The sequence below is a fragment of the Legionella shakespearei DSM 23087 genome, assembly GCF_000373765.1.
GTDB lineage: Bacteria > Pseudomonadota > Gammaproteobacteria > Legionellales > Legionellaceae > Legionella > Legionella shakespearei.
Genome location: NZ_KB892415.1, coordinates 1 through 23,069, shown reverse-complemented (window position 1 = coordinate 23,069; position 23,069 = coordinate 1). Strand labels below are relative to the sequence as shown.

The window sequence follows — 23,069 nt, the reverse complement described above, 5'->3', positions numbered from 1 at the left end:
TTATGGAATATTACTCTTTCTCTGAATGATTTTTCTTAATGGTTTGAATCGCATCGCTAAAAGAAGCCGCAAGTATCCCCGTAGGCATAGCTATTAAGCCGATACCTACAACGGCTGTAATTGCAGCAAAAAATCTGCCTAAAGCGGTAACGGGATAAACATCTCCATAGCCTACCGTTGTTAATGTGGCAACAGACCACCACATGGCTCGGGGTATGCTGCCAAAATACTCCGGCTGCATGTCACCCTCAACGATATATAATAGTGAAGACGATATAATCAATGCGCACACCCCTATCCCAAAACTGATAATTAATTCAAAGCGTCTAAGATAAATCGCATGACCAATATTTTGCATTGCTACAGAATAACGCCCTAATTTGGCAATTCTTAACACTCTTAGCAGACGAGCCAACCTCAGAATAAAACCTTCTGTACCCATTGTGGTAAGTAAAATTAACAGGACAGTCAAAAGATCTAAAATAGTCGCTGGCGTAAGCATAAAGCGAAAGCGGCTTACATATTTCGGATTCTCAATACTTACCCAAACACGGGCAATATATTCAATAGCAAAAACGGTGGTAAAAACCCATTCAGCTATCATAAAAATCCGTTCATGATGAAGGTAAATGGTACGCTCGGTTTCTATAATTGCCAAAAGAAGGGAGCAAAGAATAACGACAATAATAATCTTATTGAGAATAGATAAGCCTGGAGTGTGTTTCAAACCTGGATCCAGTTCCAGAGCCAGGCGATGCCTCAATGACATTTTTATTTTCCTGTAATGGTGCGCCATTTTTTAATAAGTATAGGCTCTCTAATTTATATACGTCTGCGAATAGATTACACCCAACTACCATTCATTTCATTATCATTCTCCTGCCATGGCATGATACACAATTTGATTCCCAAAGAGACATATATTTTTAAAACGCTGTTCAGTTGGCAGCTTGATACTGCCATTAAGTTAACTTAATCTATAATTTCTTTAGTCTGAATTTTAAGAATGGGCCTGGTAAATGAATGTAGCTAACTCATACAAAGTACAACTCATCCCTTATGACATACGTTGGCCTAATCTGTTTGAGGATGAGGCGAAGCGCATTCAAAAGGTGTTGGGTACTTCTCTTGCTGCAATTTATCATATAGGCAGTACCAGTATTCCCCATATGCCGGCGAAGCCTGTTATTGATATGATGCTGGTTATTGATAATTTGGATGAGACAGGGTTTATAAGGGAACAATTGAGCCAACTCAATTATGATCCCATCCGACGCCAAATCATTCCTCATGTGAGTTTTGTTACCAAACGGCAAGATGAAACAATTCGCTTTCATTTGCATTTGCATGAGCGGGGAAGTCCTCAAATCAATCGTCATGTTAATTTCAGGGATTATCTTATTCACCATCCTGAGATAGCCCGCGATTACGCCAAACTTAAAACTCAGCTGGCGGCTCAATTTGGCTATGATATTTATTCTTATGTTTCTGGAAAAGATAAGCTGGTGCAGGAAATTGATGCCAAAGCCAAGCTTTGGCCGGGAAGAAAAAAAGAGTACTTGCCACCCAACACAGGAATACACGCTAAATACTGGCCCCAGGAAAAGTTATTACAGGCAATAGGAGCCAATTTTAATGTTTATATGACTCATTTCGCCCAATACAGTGCAGAAATTGAATTGGTCAGGGTTCCGGGTTTCACTCTTGTGCATTCCGGATTGGCGAACAGCTCTTTGAATTATGTGCTGGATGCTGATTTTTCATCAGAAAATGCTCATCAAAAAATTGCAGAAGTAACTGATTATTTCACCCGCAAAAAGAGTCCCTTTTCATGGTGGATAAGCCCTCTTGACCAACCCGAAGATTTAGCCGCCCATCTGGAACATCATGGCTATAAAAACACCCGGAATACGTTCGCAATGTACCTTGATTTGGATGCATGGGACAAGCCGTCTCCTTCCCAAATGAAACTTGATATTGTTGCTGCGACTGATGAACAGACATTAAAGGATTTTGCCTCAGTGCTTGCATGTGATGGTATGGCTTTTCAAATCTGTTTCGCTCGGATAGCGGCGATTTTAACTGAGGATGATCCGCTGGAATTTTATGTGGGATATATTAATGGGACACCTGTAGCCTGTGCGTCATGCTGTTATTTTGCCCAAATTTCAGGACTTTATTTACTTACAACTACACCTGCCGAGCGTCGAAAGGGTTATGCTAAAGCCCTGCAAGAATATTGTTTACAGCGCTCAAAAGAGTTGGGGTATCACCTTAGTGTTGTGCACACCTCAAAAGAATCTCGCCCATATTACCAACACCTGAGATATAAAGAATGCGGCTCTTTTAATGAATACCAAAAGTAAGCCAGACCATGCATCAGCGAGAATAAAAGCAATTATTGGTCTCATTCAATCATATGACGCATAATTTATCTAAAGCGCTACTCCTAACAAGTTGCTTAGGTCAGATCTTTGGTTCTAATTGCCTCTATTAAAAGGAACTCTCATAGAGGCTAATATAAGTCCCATCCTTTTCCATGGTCACTAAAGTCTTGTTAATTGTATTCATAAGGTCTGTATTCCCTAATTTGGCCACAATGCCATAACCCTCACCTATGGGAAACTCAGGACCCAGCAATTTATATGAGTTTTGATTATTCGCTATCCAGTAATCCGCCTGGGGTCGGTTTGTAATAATGGCACTCACTTGCTTTTTATCCAGGGCATAAATCAAATCCATTGAATTTTCAAATGATTCAAGCTGAACGTTGTCATTAAATTGTTTTAGCACAAAATACTCAGAAGGCGAGCCTCTGTATATGCCAAGAATTTTGCCTTGTAATGCCTTGATATCAGGAATATCGGTATTCTTTAAAACCATGTATTGTAAGGTACTTTCTTTGTAGGGAAGGCTAAATAAAAAATCCATCCGCCGTTCCGGAGTAATGATGATGGCACCAATTGCCAGATCAATTTCCCCGCTATTAATCAAGTCGGGAATTTCATGAAATAGCACCCTTTTGAAATGGCATTCACGTTTCATGCGCTTGCATAATTCTTTCACAATGGAAATATCAAAACCAAAGAAATCCTGGCTTTTATTATCGCTTACCATGGTTTCAAAAGGGGGGTTATAAGCAATAGTACCTACGGTCAAAGGCACTGCGTGAAGAGACGGTAAAAAGAAAGCGAAAACGAATAAAACACAGCAACTCTTGATCCGGGTCATTTTATCATCCTGATTTATCACGTTTTTAATTCTAACTATAGCAGCTTTCCGCCAATCGCCAATTATTTTAACGTTATCGATGAGACGCTTGTTTTATCCAGTCGTTACTTCGATGCCGTTCGGGCTGAGGAAGCGCGATAGCGCTGTCTCGAAGCCTTGGCATGGTGCTGAGGAATCCCCACGAAATTTCCCCTTGAGCCTGTATTGTGACTCGCTAATCAAGAGTACAAAAAGAGCATCATGCCAAGAAAACCGAGCCGCGACCGTAAGGGAGCGGAACAGTTCGATGCACTCCATGGTTGATTACTCATTAGGTGTACATCCAAAATTTCCGCTCCCTCACGGTCGCGGCTCGGTTTTCTTTAGGTAATGAGAGCATAAGCAAACAGAAGAGATAGTGCTGATAAATAAATCATTTTCGTGGGGATACCTCAGCCCGAACGGCATCGAAGTAACGACTGGATAAAACAAGCGTCTCATCCATAACTCATGTTATTTATATAAATCCAGGGTCTGATGTCCCTAGCCTTTTCTAAATCGCCGTATGGACGCATTCACCATGCTTTCAAGGCTGGACTGATCAATATGTTTTTGGCGTAAATAACTGGCATCACTTCCTTCATGGGTAATTCGGTAAAGATGTTCCAGGGCAGCGCTGCCACCCAATTGTTCCGCATATGGAGTGAGTAAACGTAATGTTGTGAGAATGTCTTCACGCAATAAAATATCATCGTAGGTTTTTGGGTGCACTAAAATACCGTCCAGACCAAAGCGGCATGCCTGAAAGCGATTGTAGTTATAAACCAGATAATCATCTTCTGCAGGAAAATCTCCTTTATTATCCAGTAAATAAGCACACAATGCCTGTAAATAACAGGCTAAAGCTGCAGCACGATGTACCGTTAAAGGCGTGTCACAAACTCGCAATTCTATAGTGCCAAACTCAGGTTTGGGGCGAATATCCCAATAGAAATCCTTCATGCTTTTAACAATTCGGGTATGTTCCATTTTGGCAAAATACTGTTGTTCAAAGACTTCCCAATCCAGAATAAAAGGTGCCCGCCCGCTCAGAGGAAAGGCAAACACCGAGTTTAAACGTGCAGAATTAAACCAGGTGTCTTTGCCCTGAACAAAGGGAGAGGAAGCAGACAGTGCGATAAAATGAGGCACAAAGCGATTTAAAGCATGAAGTAAAAACAAAGCCTGATTACCATCCGTACAACCAATATGGACGTGTTGCCCAAAAACAGTAAATTGCTTGCTTAGATAACCATAAAGCTCGGTCACTTCCTTAAAACGTGTTTTGTTAAAAATTCTTCGGTCTGACCACATTTGAAAAGGATGAGTCCCTCCCCCACAAATGCCGATGTTCAATAAATCTCCCGCAGCAAGTAATTCATCGCGAATAGCTACTAATTGTTGCAGCAACTCACTATGAGTTACATGCACATCCGTAGCTATTTCCAGCATACTTTCGGTAATTTCCGGAGTAAAACTCCCGGGAAAGGGTTTACGTTTTAGCAGTTCAAAAATATCCGGACTGGAATCTGTTAAATCAAAATCACTTAAGCTTATCAGTTGCAGTTCAAGTTCCACACCCATAGTCAAGGATTGCGATGATTTAAAAGGGGGTAAAGGCATAGTGTTATTCCTTATTCAAAGGGATTTCATGCGCCAGAATTAACGCCTTTTGTAATATAATAGGACCGAGAATCTCCAGAGTTAAAGCCACCATTGCCAGGGGAGCCAGAGTGTCAATAAAGTTAATTCCTATATAACGGCTTTGTTCCAGAATCAAAATGACAAATACAGACATAGGTGCCATAGCCATTCCGGTGAGAAATCCTTTTTTCCAGGTAATGCCGCTGATATGTGCAAATACAGTAATTCCCGCTACTTTGGCAAATTGCCTTACCGCAATAATCAATAAACCAACGCTCATTCCTGCCATCACCTGCCGCCACTCAATGGTTGCCGCGATAAATACGAATAAAAGCATAGACAGAAGATCACCAAGAGTACCGAAACCACGCAGGGAGGAATTAAAAACCATGCGCCCGTGTCGCGACACCATGCCAAAGGTTAAGGTAGCCAGGACTGGCGACAGCTTTAAATTGTAAGTTAATGCCACCAACAAAATGACCGCAATGGCGAAAGGCAGCGTGTTGTCATTGCAACTGCTTTTAATCATACGCAGCAAAAGTGGCATGACTACACCGAAAAGAATACCTAGCAGAGTAGAAATCATCAGCACATATAAACTGGTATAAGTCGCCTGACCAATGCTCTCTGATGAATGGAACATGGCAAAACCAACGATTATTTTGAATAAAAATACGGTCCAGACACAGTTTAAAACAGAAAGATGTAATAATCGTTCGGTAACTTGCCCCGAACTACGTTGCTCATTGATCACACGAATCACTGTGGCCGGAGAAGTGGCCATGGACAAGGCCGCCAAAATCAGGCAGGTCGAAAAAGCCAGGCCATAAAGTTTTAACAAATAAAATACCAGAATAAAGGTCAGAGTAGCTTCAAGGATACTGGATAGAGCAACCCAGGGATTATTAAACATCCACCGCAAGTTCATGCGATATCCTGCTTCAAAGAGAATCAGGCCAAAACCTATATTGGCCAACAGTAAAATCGGCAGAGGTTGCGTTTGCGGTAATAAACCCAATTGCGGATAGGCAAGGATAAAACCAACGACAGCATAAATACTGATATGAGGAACTTTTAACCATCGATACCCCAGTTCACCGATAAACCAGGCAAGTAAAATACCAATAGGCCACGCTAAATCTGCAATGATTGTGTTTACCTCAATCATCCCTCTTACCCCCTATACCGCTCATTGAGCTATTGTCTGAATGATACAATAGCATTTGTTTTTAAATGAACAAAATCAAATGCTTACAAATGAAACAAAACGTGTATGTCCATCCACAAAAGGATCCACCTTAATGGATATAAGCCCATTTGTCCAAATATGAAAGATTTAATTCAGGGCAAACGCATACTTTGCTCATCACAAATCCCAACTGTGTCGTCCCCGCGCAGGCGGGGATCCATCTGACAGACAAAGTGAAGTGCCACTTTGAAAAATGGATTCCCGCCTACGCGGGAATGACAGGAACTAAGCGATAAACATGTCTCAATATCTATTCAAAATGATATGATCTTGTCCTGGGATTTAATTTAAAGAAAGATTGCCTGAATATTAGTCCGTAATGAGGAATAATGCCGCACTTCACCAAGGTTTGATTATGCAAAAGGTTTTAACCTGCTATTATATAAATGAATCAATCGCTAATGACTATTATGTTTAATTATTTAAGACGCGGCTGGCATGGCCAACTTCGATTTTCCGAGGTTCTCTTTGGAACTGGCAGCAATTTTATGCTTGACGGTGGGCTTGCCTATATTGGGTTTTATGTATTGTTTATCGCGGTACTGGTCAGCAAAGCCCCTTTATCCTTTGACAATATTTTGGTTTTGGCGCTTTGCGTGTATGGGGCTGTGTTTTATCTTTGGTTTTTGAAAGCACTTTGGGGCTCTGCCAATCACAGTTCCAGCGCCACTGCATCACTGCTCATTCGTATTTTTACTCTAATTCTGCCTCTTATTTCAGTCGCTTTATTTATCATAATAATTGTTTATTATATTCTTTCTGCAATTATAGATGCCTTTTCGTAAAGCACATAAAAGATAGAATCACAACCATCTGGATCTCTTGTGTTTCATTTTGGTTCATTATTTTATAAAAAAAGCTCGATTTTTATTTAAACTGTGTTACCCTGCGAATCAGGCATATTGACTCATCCTTACTCAATTAGTGAAGAGTTCATGATTTTATAACTACCAGATTAGAAGTGATGAAATGAAATGGTTTGATACCTGTTGGTCGGCATGCAAGACGGTTGTTAATACAGCAATTAACGCGACAATAAGCACCCTTGAGTCGGTAGGCTCTCTGGCTTGTATAGCAGGAGGAGTGGCATTTAGCCTTTCTTATGAAATGGATGAAACCGTTACTGGCTCCTACTATGCCTCAGGGAATATCACAGGGAATGTAACTTTTCAGGGCGTTGCGCCCAAATTCGATAACTATACATTTAACACCACAGTACCATTCAATCATTATCTGCAACACGATGGCGGTTTGACTTACAGCCTGACAGAACTCATTCTACCGGAAACGGTTCGAACAGCCAGTGTTATTCTAAGCGCCTCAGGAACTGCATTGCGATTGCTGGGAGCTAATCTCAGAACCTGGCAACAAAGCCGCTACGATTCACAATTTCTACAGGAACGATTCCGGGTTGAGGCAATTAGCCCTACTGCCAGAGAATACCTTTACGTGAATGCTCAATCATTATTCAGCTCACTGTCTTTTATGTCTATGGGTTCGGCAGTAACAGCCGGGGCTATTCAATGGTCTGGCCTTCTCAACTATAAACCCAAAATTACCTTTCCCCATTCGTCCGAACAGCACATAACCAGCGAGCATTACAGTGGACCAGTCACCAATGAAATGATTCCCCTGAAATACGATCTGGCGCCCCAAAATGAAACAATAAACCTGCCCATAATACATATGCCAGTTGAAGTGGACGTGCAAGTCGATGCTCAGGCATTAGCCAATACAACCTATGGCGGCGGTGTCTTTTTTCAATCTCAAAGCAAAGGGGATTTTCCGGTAGAGGCTCCTGCAATTATCGGAACCAGTGCTTACCTGGCCGGTAATTTTTTTGCAGTAAAGGCTAGAAACTTAAGGGCTGAGCGTTTGATTGAAGCAGAACGCCGGAGTTACGACCTGATAAGTACAGCAAGTTGTCAATAACGGATAAACAGTAGCCAAAAGCGGATAAGATAGACTATATTCAACTCCATTTCAAAAATGGAGTTTATACTATGCGCCTCATATCAATGATTTTATTGAGCTGTTTTACCCTTCCGGCTATGTCGCAGTCTGAAGCAACAAAAGAACAGCTTATTGTTTCCAACTGTAAATACGAACAATTAAAACAACAAGTCCGTCTGATTGAACAATCCAGCCAGTACAGCTTAATCGAAGCAAGCATGAGTGATGATTTACTGGTGCAGTTACATGAAAATAAATCTGGTTGTGGAAAATTTCTGAATAGTGAACCCTGGAAGACCGCAGATGCAAAAGGCAACGCCAGGCAGCAATTAGACCAATGGACGCAAATTAAAAAGCAGGTATCTGCATCCGATTACTCCATCAGCCATGAAGCGGAAGTCGGTCAACTTTATAAAGAAGTAGATCCCAATAAAATCTGGCAAACGAATCAACATTTAACCAGCTACATGAACAGGTCAGCAACCAAAGAGACAGGGGTAGCTGCAGCAGCCTGGTTTAAACAGCAATTTGATACCCTGGCACGAGAATACGGCCGTGATGATGTGGACAGTTATCTGGTGCAAACCGGAAAAAAATACATCCAACCCTCAGTTGTAACCCTGATTGGCAAAGGCAATCCTGCTGATGCACTGGTTATTGGCGCCCATATTGATACGTTGGATGGGAATATGCCCGGAGCTGATGATGACTCCAGCGGGATTTCAGTAGCAATGGAAATGGCTCGGGTTTTACTCGCATCGAAGCTTAAATTGGACAGGCCTGTATATATCATTGCCTATGCTGCTGAAGAACGTGGACTGGTTGGTTCAGGTTATGTTGTCCAGCATTTTTTGAATGAAAAAATTCCGGTAAAGGCAGTAATGCAACTGGATCAGGCAGGTTACAGGGCCAATCCCAAAGACAATACGATCTGGTTATTAACGGATTATGTGGACACGAAACTGAATCAATTTATTGTCGAACTATTAACCCATTATGTGAAAATTCCAGTAGGCTATACACGTTGTGGCTATGCCTGCAGCGACCATGCCAACTGGTTCCGGGAAGGGTTTAGCACCTTCTATCCTTCTGCTACAACTTTGGATGATGATAACCCGTACATTCACACAACCGGGGACAAACTGGACATCATTAATCTGGATCATATGGTCAATTTCACCAGACTGGGACTAGCCTTTGTAGCAGAGCTTGGCCTGAAGTAGATTATTGTAATCTTAGCCCGTATTAGCGATAAGCTAATACGGAACACTTTGAGGCTCATGCATAACATCTTTTTATCTGCTTTTAATAGTTTCTTAATTTATTCATTGTACAATGGCGCTAATTTAATAGTATTAAGGGACAAAAATGACTGGCATTATGTTTTACTCCGATTTCGATGGCACTCTAACCCAAAGAGCGGGTAACAACACGGTCTTCAGCCCCTTTTATCAATCGCTTCTGGAAGGGTATAAACCAGGAATACCACAACACTACAAGATCTCTCCTCTTAAAAGTGCAACTGAGGTGCAACAATTATTTACCGCAAAATTTGGGGTTTATGATACCAATTTTGATCATAAGCAAACCGATGTTGATATGCTCATCACTCCTGAGGCAGTTGCCTTCCTTCATCAGGTTTTAAAGAACGATAAAATACACGTGCGAATTGTCACTAAAAATCGTAAAGACTATATTCAAGCTATGATGCACTATCAGGGATTCACTGCAGAAGAAATTTTTAAATTAGAGATCCTGGATTCAGGGTTTAAATTTCAGTCTGTCAATCAGGATTTACGAACTCAACTCTGGACAAAGGAAATGGATCAGGTTTATGTCCTGGATGACAGCAAAGAAGATCTCGATCAGATGCTCCTTGCAATACAAATGTATGGTTTTCAAGCAGAACAAATACATCAATATAATTTAAACCCCGGCCAATTTGCATGGCTGGATTATCTGCGAACCATTCAAAATAACTTTCCTGCAGCAGAAGACTCTGTTTCTGAGACAACTCCCTCATCACCGGTTGTTGCACACAATGCCCCTCCTGTAACCAGCAGCTTTGCCCATCATGCAGCACTGCAGCAATCAACTGAAGCAGCACAGGCGCCTGCACTTCCAGTACAGCACTTTGAAAGTCCATTGGCGAAACCTGAAGGAACATCTGATGCAGATGAACTATTGATTCAGCCTCTGAATATTAGAACCTCGGGGTAAGTACCTCGTGAATGTTTGCGAGAAATACCTACTACCGAGACTTGGGTTTGTAGCCTGTATTAGCGGAGCGTAATACAGGATCGAAGTGGCACTTTCCCGTATTACGCTTCGCTAATACGGGCTACAACACTTTGCCATTCCCGGCTCCTCGTCCCCATGGATCTAGGGCGAAGGCAAAATCAAGGTTACAATTTGTTGGTGATTATTTACAAACACCGCCCTTTTTTTTACTATCCCGCAAAATTAAAACAAAGAGGTGTATCATGGCTAATTCTTTTTTTTCGCGTGTAGGCAATACCTGGGATGAATTCTATTATTCAAATTTACGCGATAAATACTCAAACGCAATCCCGGTGCCTTCAAAAAATTACACCAGACCCATTGAATCTATAGATGATTTCGCAACTCTGGCGGTTCGACCCATAGAAAAACCCCTTTGGCTAGCGGTCAACACACTGAGCTTTTTATTGAAGGCGGTATTATATGCTGCAGCAAGCATCGTCCTTGCCCCCTGTGCTTTAGGCCTGCTCCTTATTGCACCCAATTCAGAACTCTGTGAAAAAACCTGTGCCAGCTTCAAAGTCGCTGCAGCCAATACTATAGTTGCTGCCGGAATGAGTGCGGTTGCCCTGTTGTCTGCAGTAATCTCGCTGATTTTCAATCCCGTACTTTTAGCAAGCCGTGTCGCAGCAACAGCATTGGATCATGTGAATTCAGCTACCGAAGCCTGTTTTGGTGTCACTATTGCCCGCCTGTAACAGTTTAAGCCGGTGAAGATCGGCTTTATTTTCTGCCTTTATAAAAAGATACAAAAATGCATGATTTTTCTTGCCATCTGAATTAGAGTTAACAAAATACTGGATACCGCGGACAAGCCGCGGTACGTAGGTGTCTTATGTTTGGTACGTAGGTGTCTCATTTTGGTATGTAGTTGTCTTATTTCGTAGATGTCTTACTTAATGTTAAGGATAATCAATGCAAGTTAAAGCAGCAGTAGCCTTTGCCGCGGGACAGCCGCTGGCAATTGAAACCGTAGATCTGGAAGGTCCGCAAGAGGGAGAGGTTTTGGTTGAAATTAAGGCAACAGGAGTATGTCATACTGACGCGTATACTTTATCAGGACTGGATCCTGAAGGTCTTTTTCCAACCATACTGGGTCATGAAGGAGCTGGGATAGTTGTTGAAACAGGCAAAGGGGTAACCAGCCTCAAAGCAGGCGATCACGTCATTCCCTTATATACTCCGGAATGTCGCCAATGTGAGTATTGCCTTTCACGCAAAACCAATCTTTGCCAGGCGATTCGCAGCACTCAGGGTAAAGGTCTAATGCCTAATGGAACTTCGCGATTCAGTCTGCAAGGTAAACCCATCCATCATTACATGGGCACTTCAACCTTTGCCAATTATACCGTATTACCCGAAATTGCCCTGGCAAAAATACGCCCCGACGCTCCATTTGAGAAAGTCTGTTACATCGGATGTGGAGTAACAACTGGTCTTGGCGCAGTACTTTTTACGGCAAAAGTTGAAGCAGGAAGCCGTGTCATTGTCTTTGGCCTGGGCGGTATAGGACTGAATGTCATTCAGGGTGCACGCATGGTTGGAGCCACTCAAATTGTAGGCGTAGATATTAATCCTGGCCGTAAAGAACTGGCCATGAAAATGGGTATGACTGATTTTGTTAATCCGGATGAAGTAAAAGGAGATTTGGTTGGCCATTTGATAGAACTGACTCATGGCGGTGCTGATTATACTTTTGAATGTGTTGGCAACGTGCAATTAATGCGTCAGGCACTGGAATCCTGTCATAAAGGCTGGGGTGTATCAACCATTATTGGCGTAGCGCCAGCGGGTCATGAAATTGCAACACGGCCATTTCAACTGGTTACGGGGCGTGTCTGGCAAGGTTCAGCATTTGGTGGCGCCCGCGGACGCACTGACGTACCCAAAATTGTCGACTGGTACATGGATGGCCGCATCAATATAGATGATCTGATCACTCATGTAATGCCTGTAGAACAGGTCAATGAGGCTTTTGACCTGATGCATAAAGGTGAATCAATCCGTTCTGTTCTCACCTTCTAAACCAGACAAACCATGGAGTAAACCCTATGTCATTTCGCCTGATAGAAACGCATCGATGCTTCGCTGGCTACCAAAACGTGTATGCTCATTTTTCTGAATCAACTCAGAGTGACATGCGTTTTGCCCTTTATCTCCCACCGGCAGCAGAACAAAAACCTGTGCCAGTGCTCTATTGGTTATCTGGTTTAACCTGTACGGAACAAAATTTTATAACCAAAGCGGGTGCGCAACGCATGGCTGCAGAGCTTGGTCTGGCCATTGTTGCCCCAGATACCAGCCCCCGCGGCGTTACTGAGCAGGAAGATTCAAAACGTGACAATTTTGGTGAAGGAGCCGGGTTTTATCTGGATGCCACCCAAATGCCCTGGAAAAAGCATTATCGTATGTACAGCTATATTAGTCGCGAACTTCCTGACTTTATTGCAGAAAATTTTCCAGTAGACAAAAACAGGATGGGCATTTTTGGCCACTCCATGGGGGGGCACGGCGCACTAACCATAGGCATCAGGCATCCTGAATTATTCCGAAGTCTTTCTGCCTTTTCACCTATTTGCGCACCAACCCAGGCACCCTGGGGACAAAATGCATTTCAAGGATATTTAGGTGATAAAGAACAAGGTTGGGGAGTTTATGATGCCAGTCAACTCATAATAAAACATCCCTGGCCACATGGAGAAATTCTGATTGATCAGGGAATGGCCGATCCTTTCCTTGAGGAACAATTAAAACCTGAACTTTTTGTCGCAGCATGTAAAGAGGCTCATGTTCCTTTGCAACTGAGAATGCACGAACAGTACGGCCATAATTATTATTTCATCGCTACCTTTATTGAAGACCATTTGCGTTTTCATGCCAAAAAACTGGGAGTAATTTAAGGTCACTGCTATTAAGTTAAGCGCTACTCCGCCGTCCCGCGGACAAGCCGCGGGACGGCGGAATTCCATAACTCACGTTAACTTAATAGCACTGTGATCCAGTGTCTGTCAAAAGACCTTGGCAATATCCTTGAATAAACAAGTGATTACGGATTAATATGTCGGGACAGGTTTATCAAAATGCCCGGGTTTCAGGCCAGCAATGAAAACAATAACAAGAATCCTGCTCTGTTTAACCTGCTGTTGCTTTTTCAAGGTTTATGCAGCACCGGAGCATCAGTCACTGAATTACTCGACAGGAGTAGGCTCGCCGATTACAACCACGACAGCGGATGTGATGGACGTAGGAACATGGGGCGTTAGCCAGCGATCTGAGTATTATGCAAATAAACCACTATCCGATTTAACCTTGCTCATGCACCCTACAGCAGAAAGCCAAACGGGATCTTTTGTTAATTATTTTATGGTTAATTACGGCCTGGGCGAAAAAATCACAGTGGGAGCTTCTCTTCCCTACACTTATACGTTCAGGTTGCGTGCAATTGATATTGAGGATATGAGTGATTACTCTTTTCTCAATCAAGGGGTTTCTGGAACCAGTGATGCCACGTTGTATTCATTAATACAAATAAAGAGCGAGGAACAATCACTGTTTTCTACAGGTTTATTGTTAGGAACCAATGCACCGACTGGTAAAACGACAGTACGTGACAAAAAAGGCATGCTTTTATCTGCGGCAGATCAACCGGGTTCCGGGGGATGGACTCCCTTTGGCGGCCTGATAGTCAGTAAAAGCTGGGACAAATTTTTATTAGGCGGTAATTTGCTTTATACCCGCCCCTTACAGGGATCACAGCAAACCACATTAGGCGCATTATTTGACTATAATTTTGCCGCTTCTCTTGAAGTCTATAGCGACAAAAAGGAACGCTATAATTTAGACGGCATCGTTGAATTGCTTGGAGAATTTGCAGGGTACAACAAAGTAAACGGAGTCATTGAGCCCGATAGCGGAGGAAAAACCCTTTTTATCATGCCCGGGATTAGAGCCAATGTTAAATCTACTCTATCAGCCTACTTTGGAGTGGGGATTCCTCTGTTTGAGTGCTATCATGGCGCTCAGGTAACTACCCCATATTTCGCGATAGGTGGGATTGATCTTAGTTTTTAAGATCAGGGTTGTAACGCTGGCACAATCTCTCGGGGCTTATATTAAAGTTCGTTGCCACTTCGATCCCGGCTGCAAGCAGACCGGGCTACGCGTTATGGCGTTAGTAAAGTGTCAATTCGCGCAGAATTACGGTGGCGTAGGCTCCGGCAGGTAAGGTGAAGGACAATTCGGCTACTTTATCTTTGATGGTGTATTCAAAATTTTCGGCATAGAGCACATTAGATCGCCAGGCCTCCTCCACGCCAAACTGGATCAGGCCATTGATCAGCGGCATCCTGTCAGCATAAACCTCATTGATAAGCTCCGCGGCTTTTCCTTTCACCCTATTTTTTCCCTTGCCTGGCAATGGACTGGCAGGTGAAATATCTCTTTCTTTGATGCGCTGCTGTATGTGCTCATCCACTTCATCAATAACAAAAATACTATTAGAACCACCCAATTGCATAACATCGCCAGCAACTGGCACATTCCATGTCCGGTTCATTACCCGCTTTGATAAAATTAAATTATACAGCCATGAACGTGCTGCGGAGCAATACATCCCTTTCAAAAATCGGTCTTTAACTTTACGCCCCTGAACGAGCATTTCCTCGGCTTTTATCAAATTACCGCCTTCACGGCCAAATCGCTGTTCGCCAAAATAATTAGGAACGCCTGATACCTTGATTGCCTCGATGCGTGCGACTAAATCCTCTTCATCAGAAATATCCCTTAATTTCATTATAAAATGATTGCCCGTTAAAAAACCGGGGCGTAATTTCTTATTGTGGCGCGTGCTTTCAATAACTCGCCACCCTGGTGCTTCAAGCGTCTCTATCCCAGCTATTTCTTCTCCAGGGGCATGGATGCTCAGCCATTGAGTAGTTAATGCCTGCCGGTCTTTTAATCCTGCATAACTAATGAGCTTTATCGGTTTGTTAACTAAACGCGCAAGGGACTTGATGAGTTCCTCCGTGGTTAAACCCCGTTTTTCAACTTTGATAACGATATGTTCCCCTTCCCCGCTGAATTCACCCTCAAAAAACTCATTAACCTGAAAATCCTCTGGGCTAAGCTTGAAACATGCAGTTGATTTGGGAATGCCATAAATACGCGGCCAGTCTAGAGAATACATTCAGAGAATCCTATATAAAAAGGGCGAGTATAACAAAGAGAGGATTCAACCCATAAGCTTATTCATCATTCAGATACGATAAAAATTCATCTCCGGGAAGAGCCTTGGAGAAATACCATCCTTGTACCATGTCACAATTCATGGAACGCACCAAATCCAATTGTTCTTCTGTTTCTATTCCCTCGGCAATAACCGACAGTTTCAAATTTCTGGACATGGCGATAATACTGTTGATCAAACTTAAATCATTATTATTCGAATTAATTCTTTGAATAAAGATACGATCTATTTTTAAGCTTTTAACGGGATAGGAACGAATATAACTCAGCGATGAATAACTCATACCAAAATCATCCAGAGAACAATGTATGTTCATTTCATTAAGCTGATTAAGCTGAGACAAAATCAATTTTGAATCATCGATGAATGCCGATTCCGTGATTTCAAAAATAAGCGATTCCGGTGCTATTTTTGCTTCTTGCAAAATCAATTTTAATTTATTGATAAAATCCCTTTGCTTCAATTGCACCGTAGAAATATTGATCGCAATCTTTAAATCCTTACCTGTGACTGCTTGCCATTCCCTCAACTGAGAACAGACGTGTTTCAAAATCCAGTAACCTAAAGGAACAATCAAACCGGTTTCTTCAGCTATTGGAATAATCTGATCTGGCATGACATACCCTAAGGAAGAGCTATGCCAACGTAACAAGGCTTCTGCAGCAATAACTTTATTATTTTTCACATCGACAATGGGCTGGTAATACAAGGACAACTCATTACGGTTTAATACATTCCTTAATTCTGATTTAATGCGAATACGATTGGTTGCCACTCCAGCCATAGCATTGTTAAAAACAGTCCAGCTGTTTTTACCTTTCATTTTACTTTGATACATGGCTGTATCGGCGTTACGCATCAGCGTTTTGGCATCACGCCCATGATCCGGGAAAATAGCAATACCTATACTTGATGCAATAGATAACTCTCGAGATTCAATCATGAATGGTTTAAAGCAGGCTTCCTGACATTTTTTCGCAATACGCTCAGCATCAGCAGTATGATTCAAATGTTCCACAATTAACATGAATTCATCGCCTCCCAGACGAGCCAGCGTGTCTGTTTGTCTGATAATAGTCTGATAGCGTTCAGACAAGGCTTTCAATAATAAATCACCAGCGGCATGTCCCATCGAGTCATTGATTTGCTTGAACTCATCCAAATCCAGAAACAAAACAGCCAGTTTCCTTTTTCCCAAATGAGCTTTTGAAATGGCACGTTCCAACTTATTAACGCCAAAAACGCGATTGGGTAAATTGGTTAAGTTATCATAAGTTGCTTGATATTTAAGCATTTCTTCGTAGCTTTTCTTCTGAGACACGTCTTCCATTACAGCTAAATAATGAGTTGTCTCATCATCATCGTTACGCATAGGAGAAATGATGGCAGATACCCAGAAATGTTCGCCATTTTTATTTTTATTCAGCAATTCACCACGCCATTCATGACCATTACTTAATTTATCCCACATGGCTTTGTAAACATCTATTGGTGTTTTTCCCGATTGAAAAATACGGGTATTTTGTCCGAGAATTTCTTCAGCACAATAACCGGTTTGCTCAAGAACTTTCGCATTAACGTATTCGATAGTGCCCGATTTATCCGTGATCATGACTAAAACCGGACTTTGCTCCAGTGCCCGTGTTAATTTTCTTATCGTGTCTTCAAATTGTTTCTGGAGAGTGATATTTCTGACAATCGCCAATACCAGCTTTTCGCCGGTGGCATTAAATATACCCAAACGTACATCAACGGGAAAGGTAGAACCATCTTTGCGCCTGTGGCGTCCCTCAAGCCTTACGGGCCCATGCTGCAACTCTGCCCACATCTGATTTAAAGCATCCGGCGTTGCCCCTATCTCAATATCCCAGACATAGGAATTACAAATTTCATCACGGGTATATCCCAGCGACAGGCAGGCTGACGTGTTTGTTTCCAAAAAGTGGCCTTGTAAATCATGAATAAAAATTGCATCAGCTGCTGCATTCATCAGATTTCTATAACGCTCTTCGCTGATTTTCAGTTGGTTAAATTGCTGAACCTGTTCTGTAATATCCTGTTTCACGGCAACATGCTGAATCACATTACCCTGTTCGTCCATTATGGGGACTACAGTAGTTTGAGCAATCCAGTCCGTACCGTCTTTTTTCTTTGATTTTATCTGGCCGCGCCAGGTCTTTCCTGACTCAAGATCCTCTCTGATTTGGCTAAATAATCTGATATTCTCTTTGGGTGAGCGTAACAAAGAGGAAACCGTTTTGTTGATTGCTTCTGAGGCACTGTACAGGGTAATTTTTTCAAACGCCGGGTTGACGTACTGAATAACAGCTTCTTCATTAGTGATTTCAATAATATCACCAGCTTGTTCCAAAATTGTGCTTAACAATTTTTCTCTGTTTTTAATGATTAATCTGGATAAACATAAAGTTACAATGCCAAAAAAGTCGTTAAAAAAGGGAGTTAACAAGTGTATTGGAGGATCGGTAGCATGAAGCCAGAAACTGACAGCAAAATGACTTTCATGTGATGATTCCAGACTTACATCAATACGGCTTTTCACGTGCTCCACAAAATAATCGTCCAACAATACATAGTTCATTTTTAATAAAGGCCAATCTTTTAATGAAGTCGACAGCTCGCTAAGCTCATCCTGAATATCGAAATTTAAATGATGTGAGGCAACAATACTGAGATTGGATGCATCATAATGCCAAATAGCAGTAGCAGTATGGGTTAATAAAGGATGCTTTGCCAGCTGCTCCAATGCAAAATGGCACAGCTCACGCAACGTAATATCATTATGACAGTACTCTATCAGACGACTGATTAATTTGCGTTCGAAATAATAATGTTCATTTAAATGATCAACATCCAATCGCTGATCATTTAAATGGATAGACATCATGGACTTTCCTTTCTTATCTATCATGGATTATTTGCGACCACAATGAACCAAAACTGTACTTATAATGATAGGATCTTATTTGAGAATAATCAAAGGACAAGGGGACTGCCATGAAGCTAAACCCGTATTACACTGCTGCTAATACGGGCTACAATCCATTAACGGCCATAAGCTGCTAAAGTCGCTTTAATGGCGGGTCGTTCATTCACGCGCTTATACCAGGCCATTAAATTGGGAAACAATTCAGCATCGACAGTTTGTTCATAGATGGTCTGAAAGCACCAAATCCATGGCCAGATTGCCATATCAGCAATGGTATAAACAGAGCCGCCCGTAAAAGGATTTTTAGCCAGTTGTTTTTCCAAGACCCCAAAAAGACGCAGGCTTTCATCCGCATAACGTTTCTTGGCGAAGGGAACATCCTCTGTTGCAAAGCGATGAAAATATCCGAACTGCCCCAGCATAGGACCTATATGTGCAGCCTGAAAATAGCACCATTGGACAACCGCATATTTATCTTTTAATGCTTCTGGTAAAAATTGTCTGTGCTTTTCTGCCAGATACTGCAGAATAGCTACACTTTCGGTCAGATAAAAATCATTACTTGCATCATATAAAACAGGTATTTTATTATTTGGTGAAATGCTGAGAAAATCCGGCTGGAATTGTTCGCCTTGAGTTATATCAATCAATTTAATCGTATAAGGTTCTTTCAACTCTTCCAGCATAATGGTCGGTTTAAAACCATTGGGGGTACCGTAGGTATATAGTGTGTACATTAGTAATCCTTTTTAAATAGTAATCCTTTGTAAATGTTCTTATTTTGTGCTTACACTCAATTGTACTTCATACTTCCGCGCACAGGAAATTGGATTTACACACTGCTTTTTAAACCATTCACCGGAATATCCATATGATAAACATAATGTTTTATGATTTGTTCCGCCTGTTCGCTGGTTAAGGGTTTGGTAATTGCCCCTTCCATAAAATATTGCTCACAATCGTATTTAACTACATCGGCCTCATAACCGGTCAAGGCAATAATAGGAACGTGATGGTCAGTATCTTTTTCCATATTACGCAATTGTTTAGCAACTACATATCCAGAGGTATCTTCCAGGCCAATATCCATTAAAACCAAATCATATTTTCCAGGACCAAATAACTGCAAGGCCTTGTCTCCTGATTCAGCGATATCTACCTGACAATTCAGAGCGGTGAGCAGTGCTTTCTCTACATTTTGGGCAATAACATTGTCTTCTATCATTAAAACCGTAGGCAAATGCCCGGTGTTGGTTATCTCGTTTACTTTTGCGATAAGGGTGGGGACTGCATTTTGCTCTTGCATTTTAGTGGCACTGATATCGGTTAAAGTCACCACCAGGCCAACAATTTTTTTATTTTCGTCGTAAATGGGAACGCGATTGGCTTTAAAATAAATGTTTTTCTTATTTTTATTCTGTACCGGTTTTTCTTCAACACCATAGCGGGCGTTGCCAGAAAAAAGAGCATTCATGTCATCCAGTTTGAATGACTCAACCCGATCATGAGGCCAATGAGCCAGTTTTTCCATTTGCTGATAAGGGGTTCCTTTAAAATCGCGTAATTCGTTTAATCCCAGCAGTTTTACAAAATGGTTATTGCATCCCAGCAAATTACAATCAATATCAACCCAATAAACAATATCAGGGACACAGTTAATAATGTCCATGTAATATTGATGAATCAACTCAGTATCCTCTGGATTTCCTTTTTCATGATTCCAGAACATGCCAGATCTCCGTTTTTTTGATTTTCACCAAAATTATAGTACATATTTTGACGCATTATATTTACGGAGTTGCACCTCTCCAGGTTGAAAGGAAAATACGTAATAATTCCTTCATAAACACGTCATATTTCCTTCATAAATTTTGGCTATAATAAAATGAAGTAACTACTTAGGACAAAATATGGCAACCTTCACTGTCTTTTGTTACGGTACCGGGGAAAGTCAGGCTCAAACCAATAATATCATTTCCCAATTTTCAAAGGCCTGCAGGCCAGGGGAATCAACATACATTGATGGCCCGGGCTTTTTAGGGACTGAAGTAGAAGCAAATGCCAGAAGAGGAGCTAATGAGATCATTGAATGGCTGAAAGGACAAGACGCCAATGCACATAACATCAATCTGGCGGGATTTAGTCGTGGTTCAGTTACTTCTATTTACATCGCGAATTATTTAAAAGAAGAACAAAAAAAACTGGCAGAGAAAGAACAACAATTAGTGCTTGAAGGAAAGCAATTAGACGCAGGAGAGAAAAAACTCCTTACCCAGTTGCAAAACATCAACCTGAACCTGTTCCTTATGGATCCTGTTGCTGGTATGACGGATAAAAGCAAAATGGATGGACGTCGCATTCCTGACAATGTTAAAAGTGTTGTTACCGTGATTCAGACGGATGAAATGCGACGTGATTTTAAACCCCAGGACATAACCCGTTTGGTTATTGACTCGCCACAAACAACGAAAGTCTCTATGCTGCCTATGTACGGCAATCATTCTGATTTAATTAAAATAAAAAATAAAGACATGACTGCCGGACCACAAATTGCCTGGCACTCATTGCATCAGTTTTTAACTCAGCACGGCACTCGCTTTACCGATGATGCCAAACCCCAGATTGTTTACAGTGAGGGTGCTCCAAGTGATTTGGTTGCGAATCCATCAGCCCAGCAATTACTTGAATTGTTCAGCCAAAACCATGAACAGCGCGCTGACTTTCTAAAATCAGGAATGAAAACCAAACTCTTTGATGGCATGCCGGTTCCCAGAGCCCCGAGATCAATCAACGAGCACCTGCATTTTTATGTTAAAAATTCTGACTTTTTTACCAATCAGTTAGAACGGGAACTGTTTAAAATTACCTATCCTAAAGCGTTTAATTACTTATTCGAAAAAAACCGTTTTGATTTACGCTTTCCCAACGACAGCGCCAGCAGTAAAGAGGATGTGGAAGCAGAACTGGCTATTTTAAAAAGAGACAATTCCAAATTATTCAAACGACTGGTAGATGATGGCCATGTGAAGCTGACCAGAGGACCGATTCAGCAGGTAGACCAAATCAGCGTTATCGGACCAAATGGAGTGACTTCTTTGGAACCCTGCGCCACAGTTCAGCAAATGTTCCCCAATTTGGTAACCAACGACCTGATCAGGCAATACGCGCCAGAGATGAATAAATTAGCGCAACTGGAAATGGATGTGTACCGGGCCACCTTTAATTATCAAAGAAATAAGTCTGAAGCGAACTTTGCAGGTGAAAGGCCTGAATATGATCGCGCCAAAGAAATTCGCAATGAAATTCAGCGTTTGGTAAACCATCATCCAGGTGATGATAATACAAAATTTCATCGTGCTCTGGATGCACTGGAGCAACACTTCATAGCAATGCTTAAAGCATCAAGCACTTCTGATTTAGTGCCCATGTTAGGCAAGGTCTTAAATAAACATGGACGCCGATATCAGGTTTCAGACCCAGGATTAACGAGGGAGGTATTGTCTGCACTGGTTCATACCACTCTCAGCGTGTTAAAAGAAGCAATCAGCTTTGCCGGAAATCTGGGGCATGTAGGCGGAAGTGCATTATACGTCGTAGGGCATGCCATTCAGGATATTGGGCGTCGGGCAAATGAGATGTTAGGCACTTTGGGCTGCAATCCCCTAAAATATTTTGCCGCAGCCATAGCCTACGCACTCCAGGGAATAGGTTTTGCAATTAAAAACAGTTTTGGTTTAAAACCGCTGACCAACCTGATCTCCAGCGGCCTCAATTACATCAGAGATGCAGCTAACCGCGCTATTCTTGACGTCAAAGTTGATCGTATTGATGCGGCAGCACCACAAATCCCTGATGCTCAGCAAAGAGGCGAGCAACGACATGAGCCAGTGCCGGTGCAAGAATTACCTGGAATAGACCAACCCGTGATAGAGCGATTAAGAGAACCCTTGCTTGCAGCGGAACATCCAGGCTCAGGCCCTGCTTCTGAGCCAGTTCCTGTAGCCTTACATAGCACAGCAGAGTTCCGGCAGGCAGTACGCCAGCAAAAAGTTCAAAGCGAGCAAACAGAACATGGTGCGCTACTCAGTGATGGCATACCATTAAGCGATGATGACCGCGGATTACAACTGACTTCCACGTCGTCCTGAGCGCGTCTTTTTGCGCGAAGGATCTCCAAATATTGGTACCATACCGTTTTCAGGAGATCAACTATGTTTCAGAACATATTTTCAATGATTTAAATTTGCCTAATTTGACACATTTAACTTCGTTCCTGCATCTCTCACTCTGGCATTAGCAATAACAATGATTTTCCGCATTAAAGCAGTTAATGCCACCATTTTTTTCTTTCCAGCGGAAATAAGCTGATTAAAAAATGTTTTCAATGACGAGTTAGAGCGTCTGGCCGCCATAGCTGCCATAAATAACATAGATTTAACCCCGCTCCGTCCATAGCTTACGCGCCGATAACCGCTAAACAGCCCACTGTCATTAGCTTTAGG

Annotated in this window: 18 protein-coding genes and 1 pseudogene; 10 read left to right on the top strand and 9 right to left on the bottom strand. The window is 41.9% G+C overall.

Going from position 1 to position 23,069, the window contains the following annotated elements; translation table 11 throughout:
* Positions 1–10: 10 nt before the first annotated feature.
* Positions 11–769, bottom strand: coding sequence for a potassium channel family protein (locus B094_RS0111015; protein ID WP_018577866.1), 759 nt, complete (start codon positions 767–769; stop codon positions 11–13).
* 250 nt (positions 770–1,019) lie between these two features.
* Here B094_RS0111015 and B094_RS16535 point away from each other — a divergent pair, with 250 nt between their 5' ends.
* The gene (locus tag B094_RS16535) at positions 1,020–2,366 is read left to right on the top strand and encodes a GNAT family N-acetyltransferase (RefSeq protein ID WP_018577865.1); all 1,347 of its coding nucleotides are present in this window, start codon (positions 1,020–1,022) and stop codon (positions 2,364–2,366) included.
* 127 nt (positions 2,367–2,493) lie between these two features.
* On the opposite strand, the gene B094_RS0111005 is transcribed toward B094_RS16535, so the two are convergent.
* The 3 genes from B094_RS0111005 to B094_RS0110995 all read right to left on the bottom strand — a co-directional run bounded on the left by B094_RS0111005 (position 2,494) and on the right by B094_RS0110995 (position 6,061).
* Positions 2,494–3,231, bottom strand: a complete 738-nt coding sequence (locus tag B094_RS0111005; protein WP_018577864.1) for a transporter substrate-binding domain-containing protein — start codon at positions 3,229–3,231, stop codon at positions 2,494–2,496.
* 522 nt (positions 3,232–3,753) lie between these two features.
* Positions 3,754–4,872 (bottom strand): YbdK family carboxylate-amine ligase, encoded by a 1,119-nt coding sequence (locus B094_RS0111000; protein ID WP_018577863.1) that lies wholly within the window; start codon positions 4,870–4,872, stop codon positions 3,754–3,756.
* A 4-nt stretch (positions 4,873–4,876) separates the two neighbouring features.
* Entirely contained in the window at positions 4,877–6,061 is a 1,185-nt protein-coding gene (locus tag B094_RS0110995; protein WP_018577862.1) for a cation:proton antiporter, read from the bottom strand.
* Positions 6,062–6,543: 482 nt separating this feature from the next.
* Between B094_RS0110995 and B094_RS0110990 the strand changes: the two genes are divergently transcribed.
* The 8 genes from B094_RS0110990 to B094_RS0110955 all read left to right on the top strand — a co-directional run bounded on the left by B094_RS0110990 (position 6,544) and on the right by B094_RS0110955 (position 14,446).
* Positions 6,544–6,927, top strand: a complete 384-nt coding sequence (locus B094_RS0110990; protein ID WP_018577861.1) for a hypothetical protein — start codon at positions 6,544–6,546, stop codon at positions 6,925–6,927.
* Positions 6,928–7,111: 184 nt separating this feature from the next.
* A complete protein-coding gene (locus B094_RS0110985) occupies positions 7,112–8,074 on the top strand; it encodes a hypothetical protein (RefSeq protein WP_155823832.1) in 963 nt (320 codons plus the stop codon).
* A 71-nt stretch (positions 8,075–8,145) separates the two neighbouring features.
* Positions 8,146–9,318 (top strand): M20/M25/M40 family metallo-hydrolase, encoded by a 1,173-nt coding sequence (locus B094_RS0110980; RefSeq protein WP_018577859.1) that lies wholly within the window; start codon positions 8,146–8,148, stop codon positions 9,316–9,318.
* A gap of 145 nt (positions 9,319–9,463) precedes the next feature.
* Positions 9,464–10,315: a hypothetical protein gene (locus B094_RS16110; protein WP_018577858.1), complete on the top strand. Its 852-nt coding sequence runs from the start codon at positions 9,464–9,466 to the stop codon at positions 10,313–10,315.
* A gap of 263 nt (positions 10,316–10,578) precedes the next feature.
* Positions 10,579–11,073, top strand: coding sequence for a hypothetical protein (locus tag B094_RS0110970; RefSeq protein ID WP_018577857.1), 495 nt, complete (start codon positions 10,579–10,581; stop codon positions 11,071–11,073).
* Positions 11,074–11,290: 217 nt separating this feature from the next.
* Entirely contained in the window at positions 11,291–12,400 is a 1,110-nt protein-coding gene (locus tag B094_RS0110965) for an S-(hydroxymethyl)glutathione dehydrogenase/class III alcohol dehydrogenase (protein WP_018577856.1), read from the top strand.
* Positions 12,401–12,426: 26 nt separating this feature from the next.
* Complete coding sequence (gene fghA / locus B094_RS0110960) at positions 12,427–13,275, top strand: S-formylglutathione hydrolase (protein ID WP_018577855.1); 849 nt, start codon at positions 12,427–12,429, stop codon at positions 13,273–13,275.
* A 202-nt stretch (positions 13,276–13,477) separates the two neighbouring features.
* Entirely contained in the window at positions 13,478–14,446 is a 969-nt protein-coding gene (locus B094_RS0110955) for a transporter (RefSeq protein WP_026253992.1), read from the top strand.
* Positions 14,447–14,546: 100 nt separating this feature from the next.
* Here B094_RS0110955 and truD read toward each other — a convergent pair whose 3' ends face one another.
* From truD to B094_RS0110935, 4 genes are all read right to left on the bottom strand, one after another.
* On the bottom strand, positions 14,547–15,560 hold the full coding sequence (gene truD, locus B094_RS0110950; RefSeq protein WP_018577853.1) for a tRNA pseudouridine(13) synthase TruD: 1,014 nt from the start codon (positions 15,558–15,560) through the stop codon (positions 14,547–14,549).
* A 58-nt stretch (positions 15,561–15,618) separates the two neighbouring features.
* Positions 15,619–18,525 carry a sensor domain-containing protein gene (locus tag B094_RS0110945; RefSeq protein ID WP_018577852.1) on the bottom strand — a complete coding sequence of 969 codons (2,907 nt, stop codon included), beginning with the start codon at positions 18,523–18,525 and terminating at the stop codon, positions 15,619–15,621.
* A 158-nt stretch (positions 18,526–18,683) separates the two neighbouring features.
* The gene (locus B094_RS0110940; RefSeq protein ID WP_018577851.1) at positions 18,684–19,304 is read right to left on the bottom strand and encodes a glutathione S-transferase family protein; all 621 of its coding nucleotides are present in this window, start codon (positions 19,302–19,304) and stop codon (positions 18,684–18,686) included.
* Between the two features lie 95 nt (positions 19,305–19,399).
* On the bottom strand, positions 19,400–20,296 hold the full coding sequence (locus B094_RS0110935; RefSeq protein ID WP_018577850.1) for a response regulator: 897 nt from the start codon (positions 20,294–20,296) through the stop codon (positions 19,400–19,402).
* A 181-nt stretch (positions 20,297–20,477) separates the two neighbouring features.
* Here B094_RS0110935 and B094_RS0110930 point away from each other — a divergent pair, with 181 nt between their 5' ends.
* Positions 20,478–22,715, top strand: a complete 2,238-nt coding sequence (locus B094_RS0110930) for a DUF5621 domain-containing protein (RefSeq protein WP_018577849.1) — start codon at positions 20,478–20,480, stop codon at positions 22,713–22,715.
* A 99-nt stretch (positions 22,716–22,814) separates the two neighbouring features.
* Here the strand turns inward: B094_RS0110930 and B094_RS0110925 are convergent.
* A pseudogene (locus B094_RS0110925) lies at positions 22,815–23,069 on the bottom strand (IS110 family transposase); the annotation flags it as partial.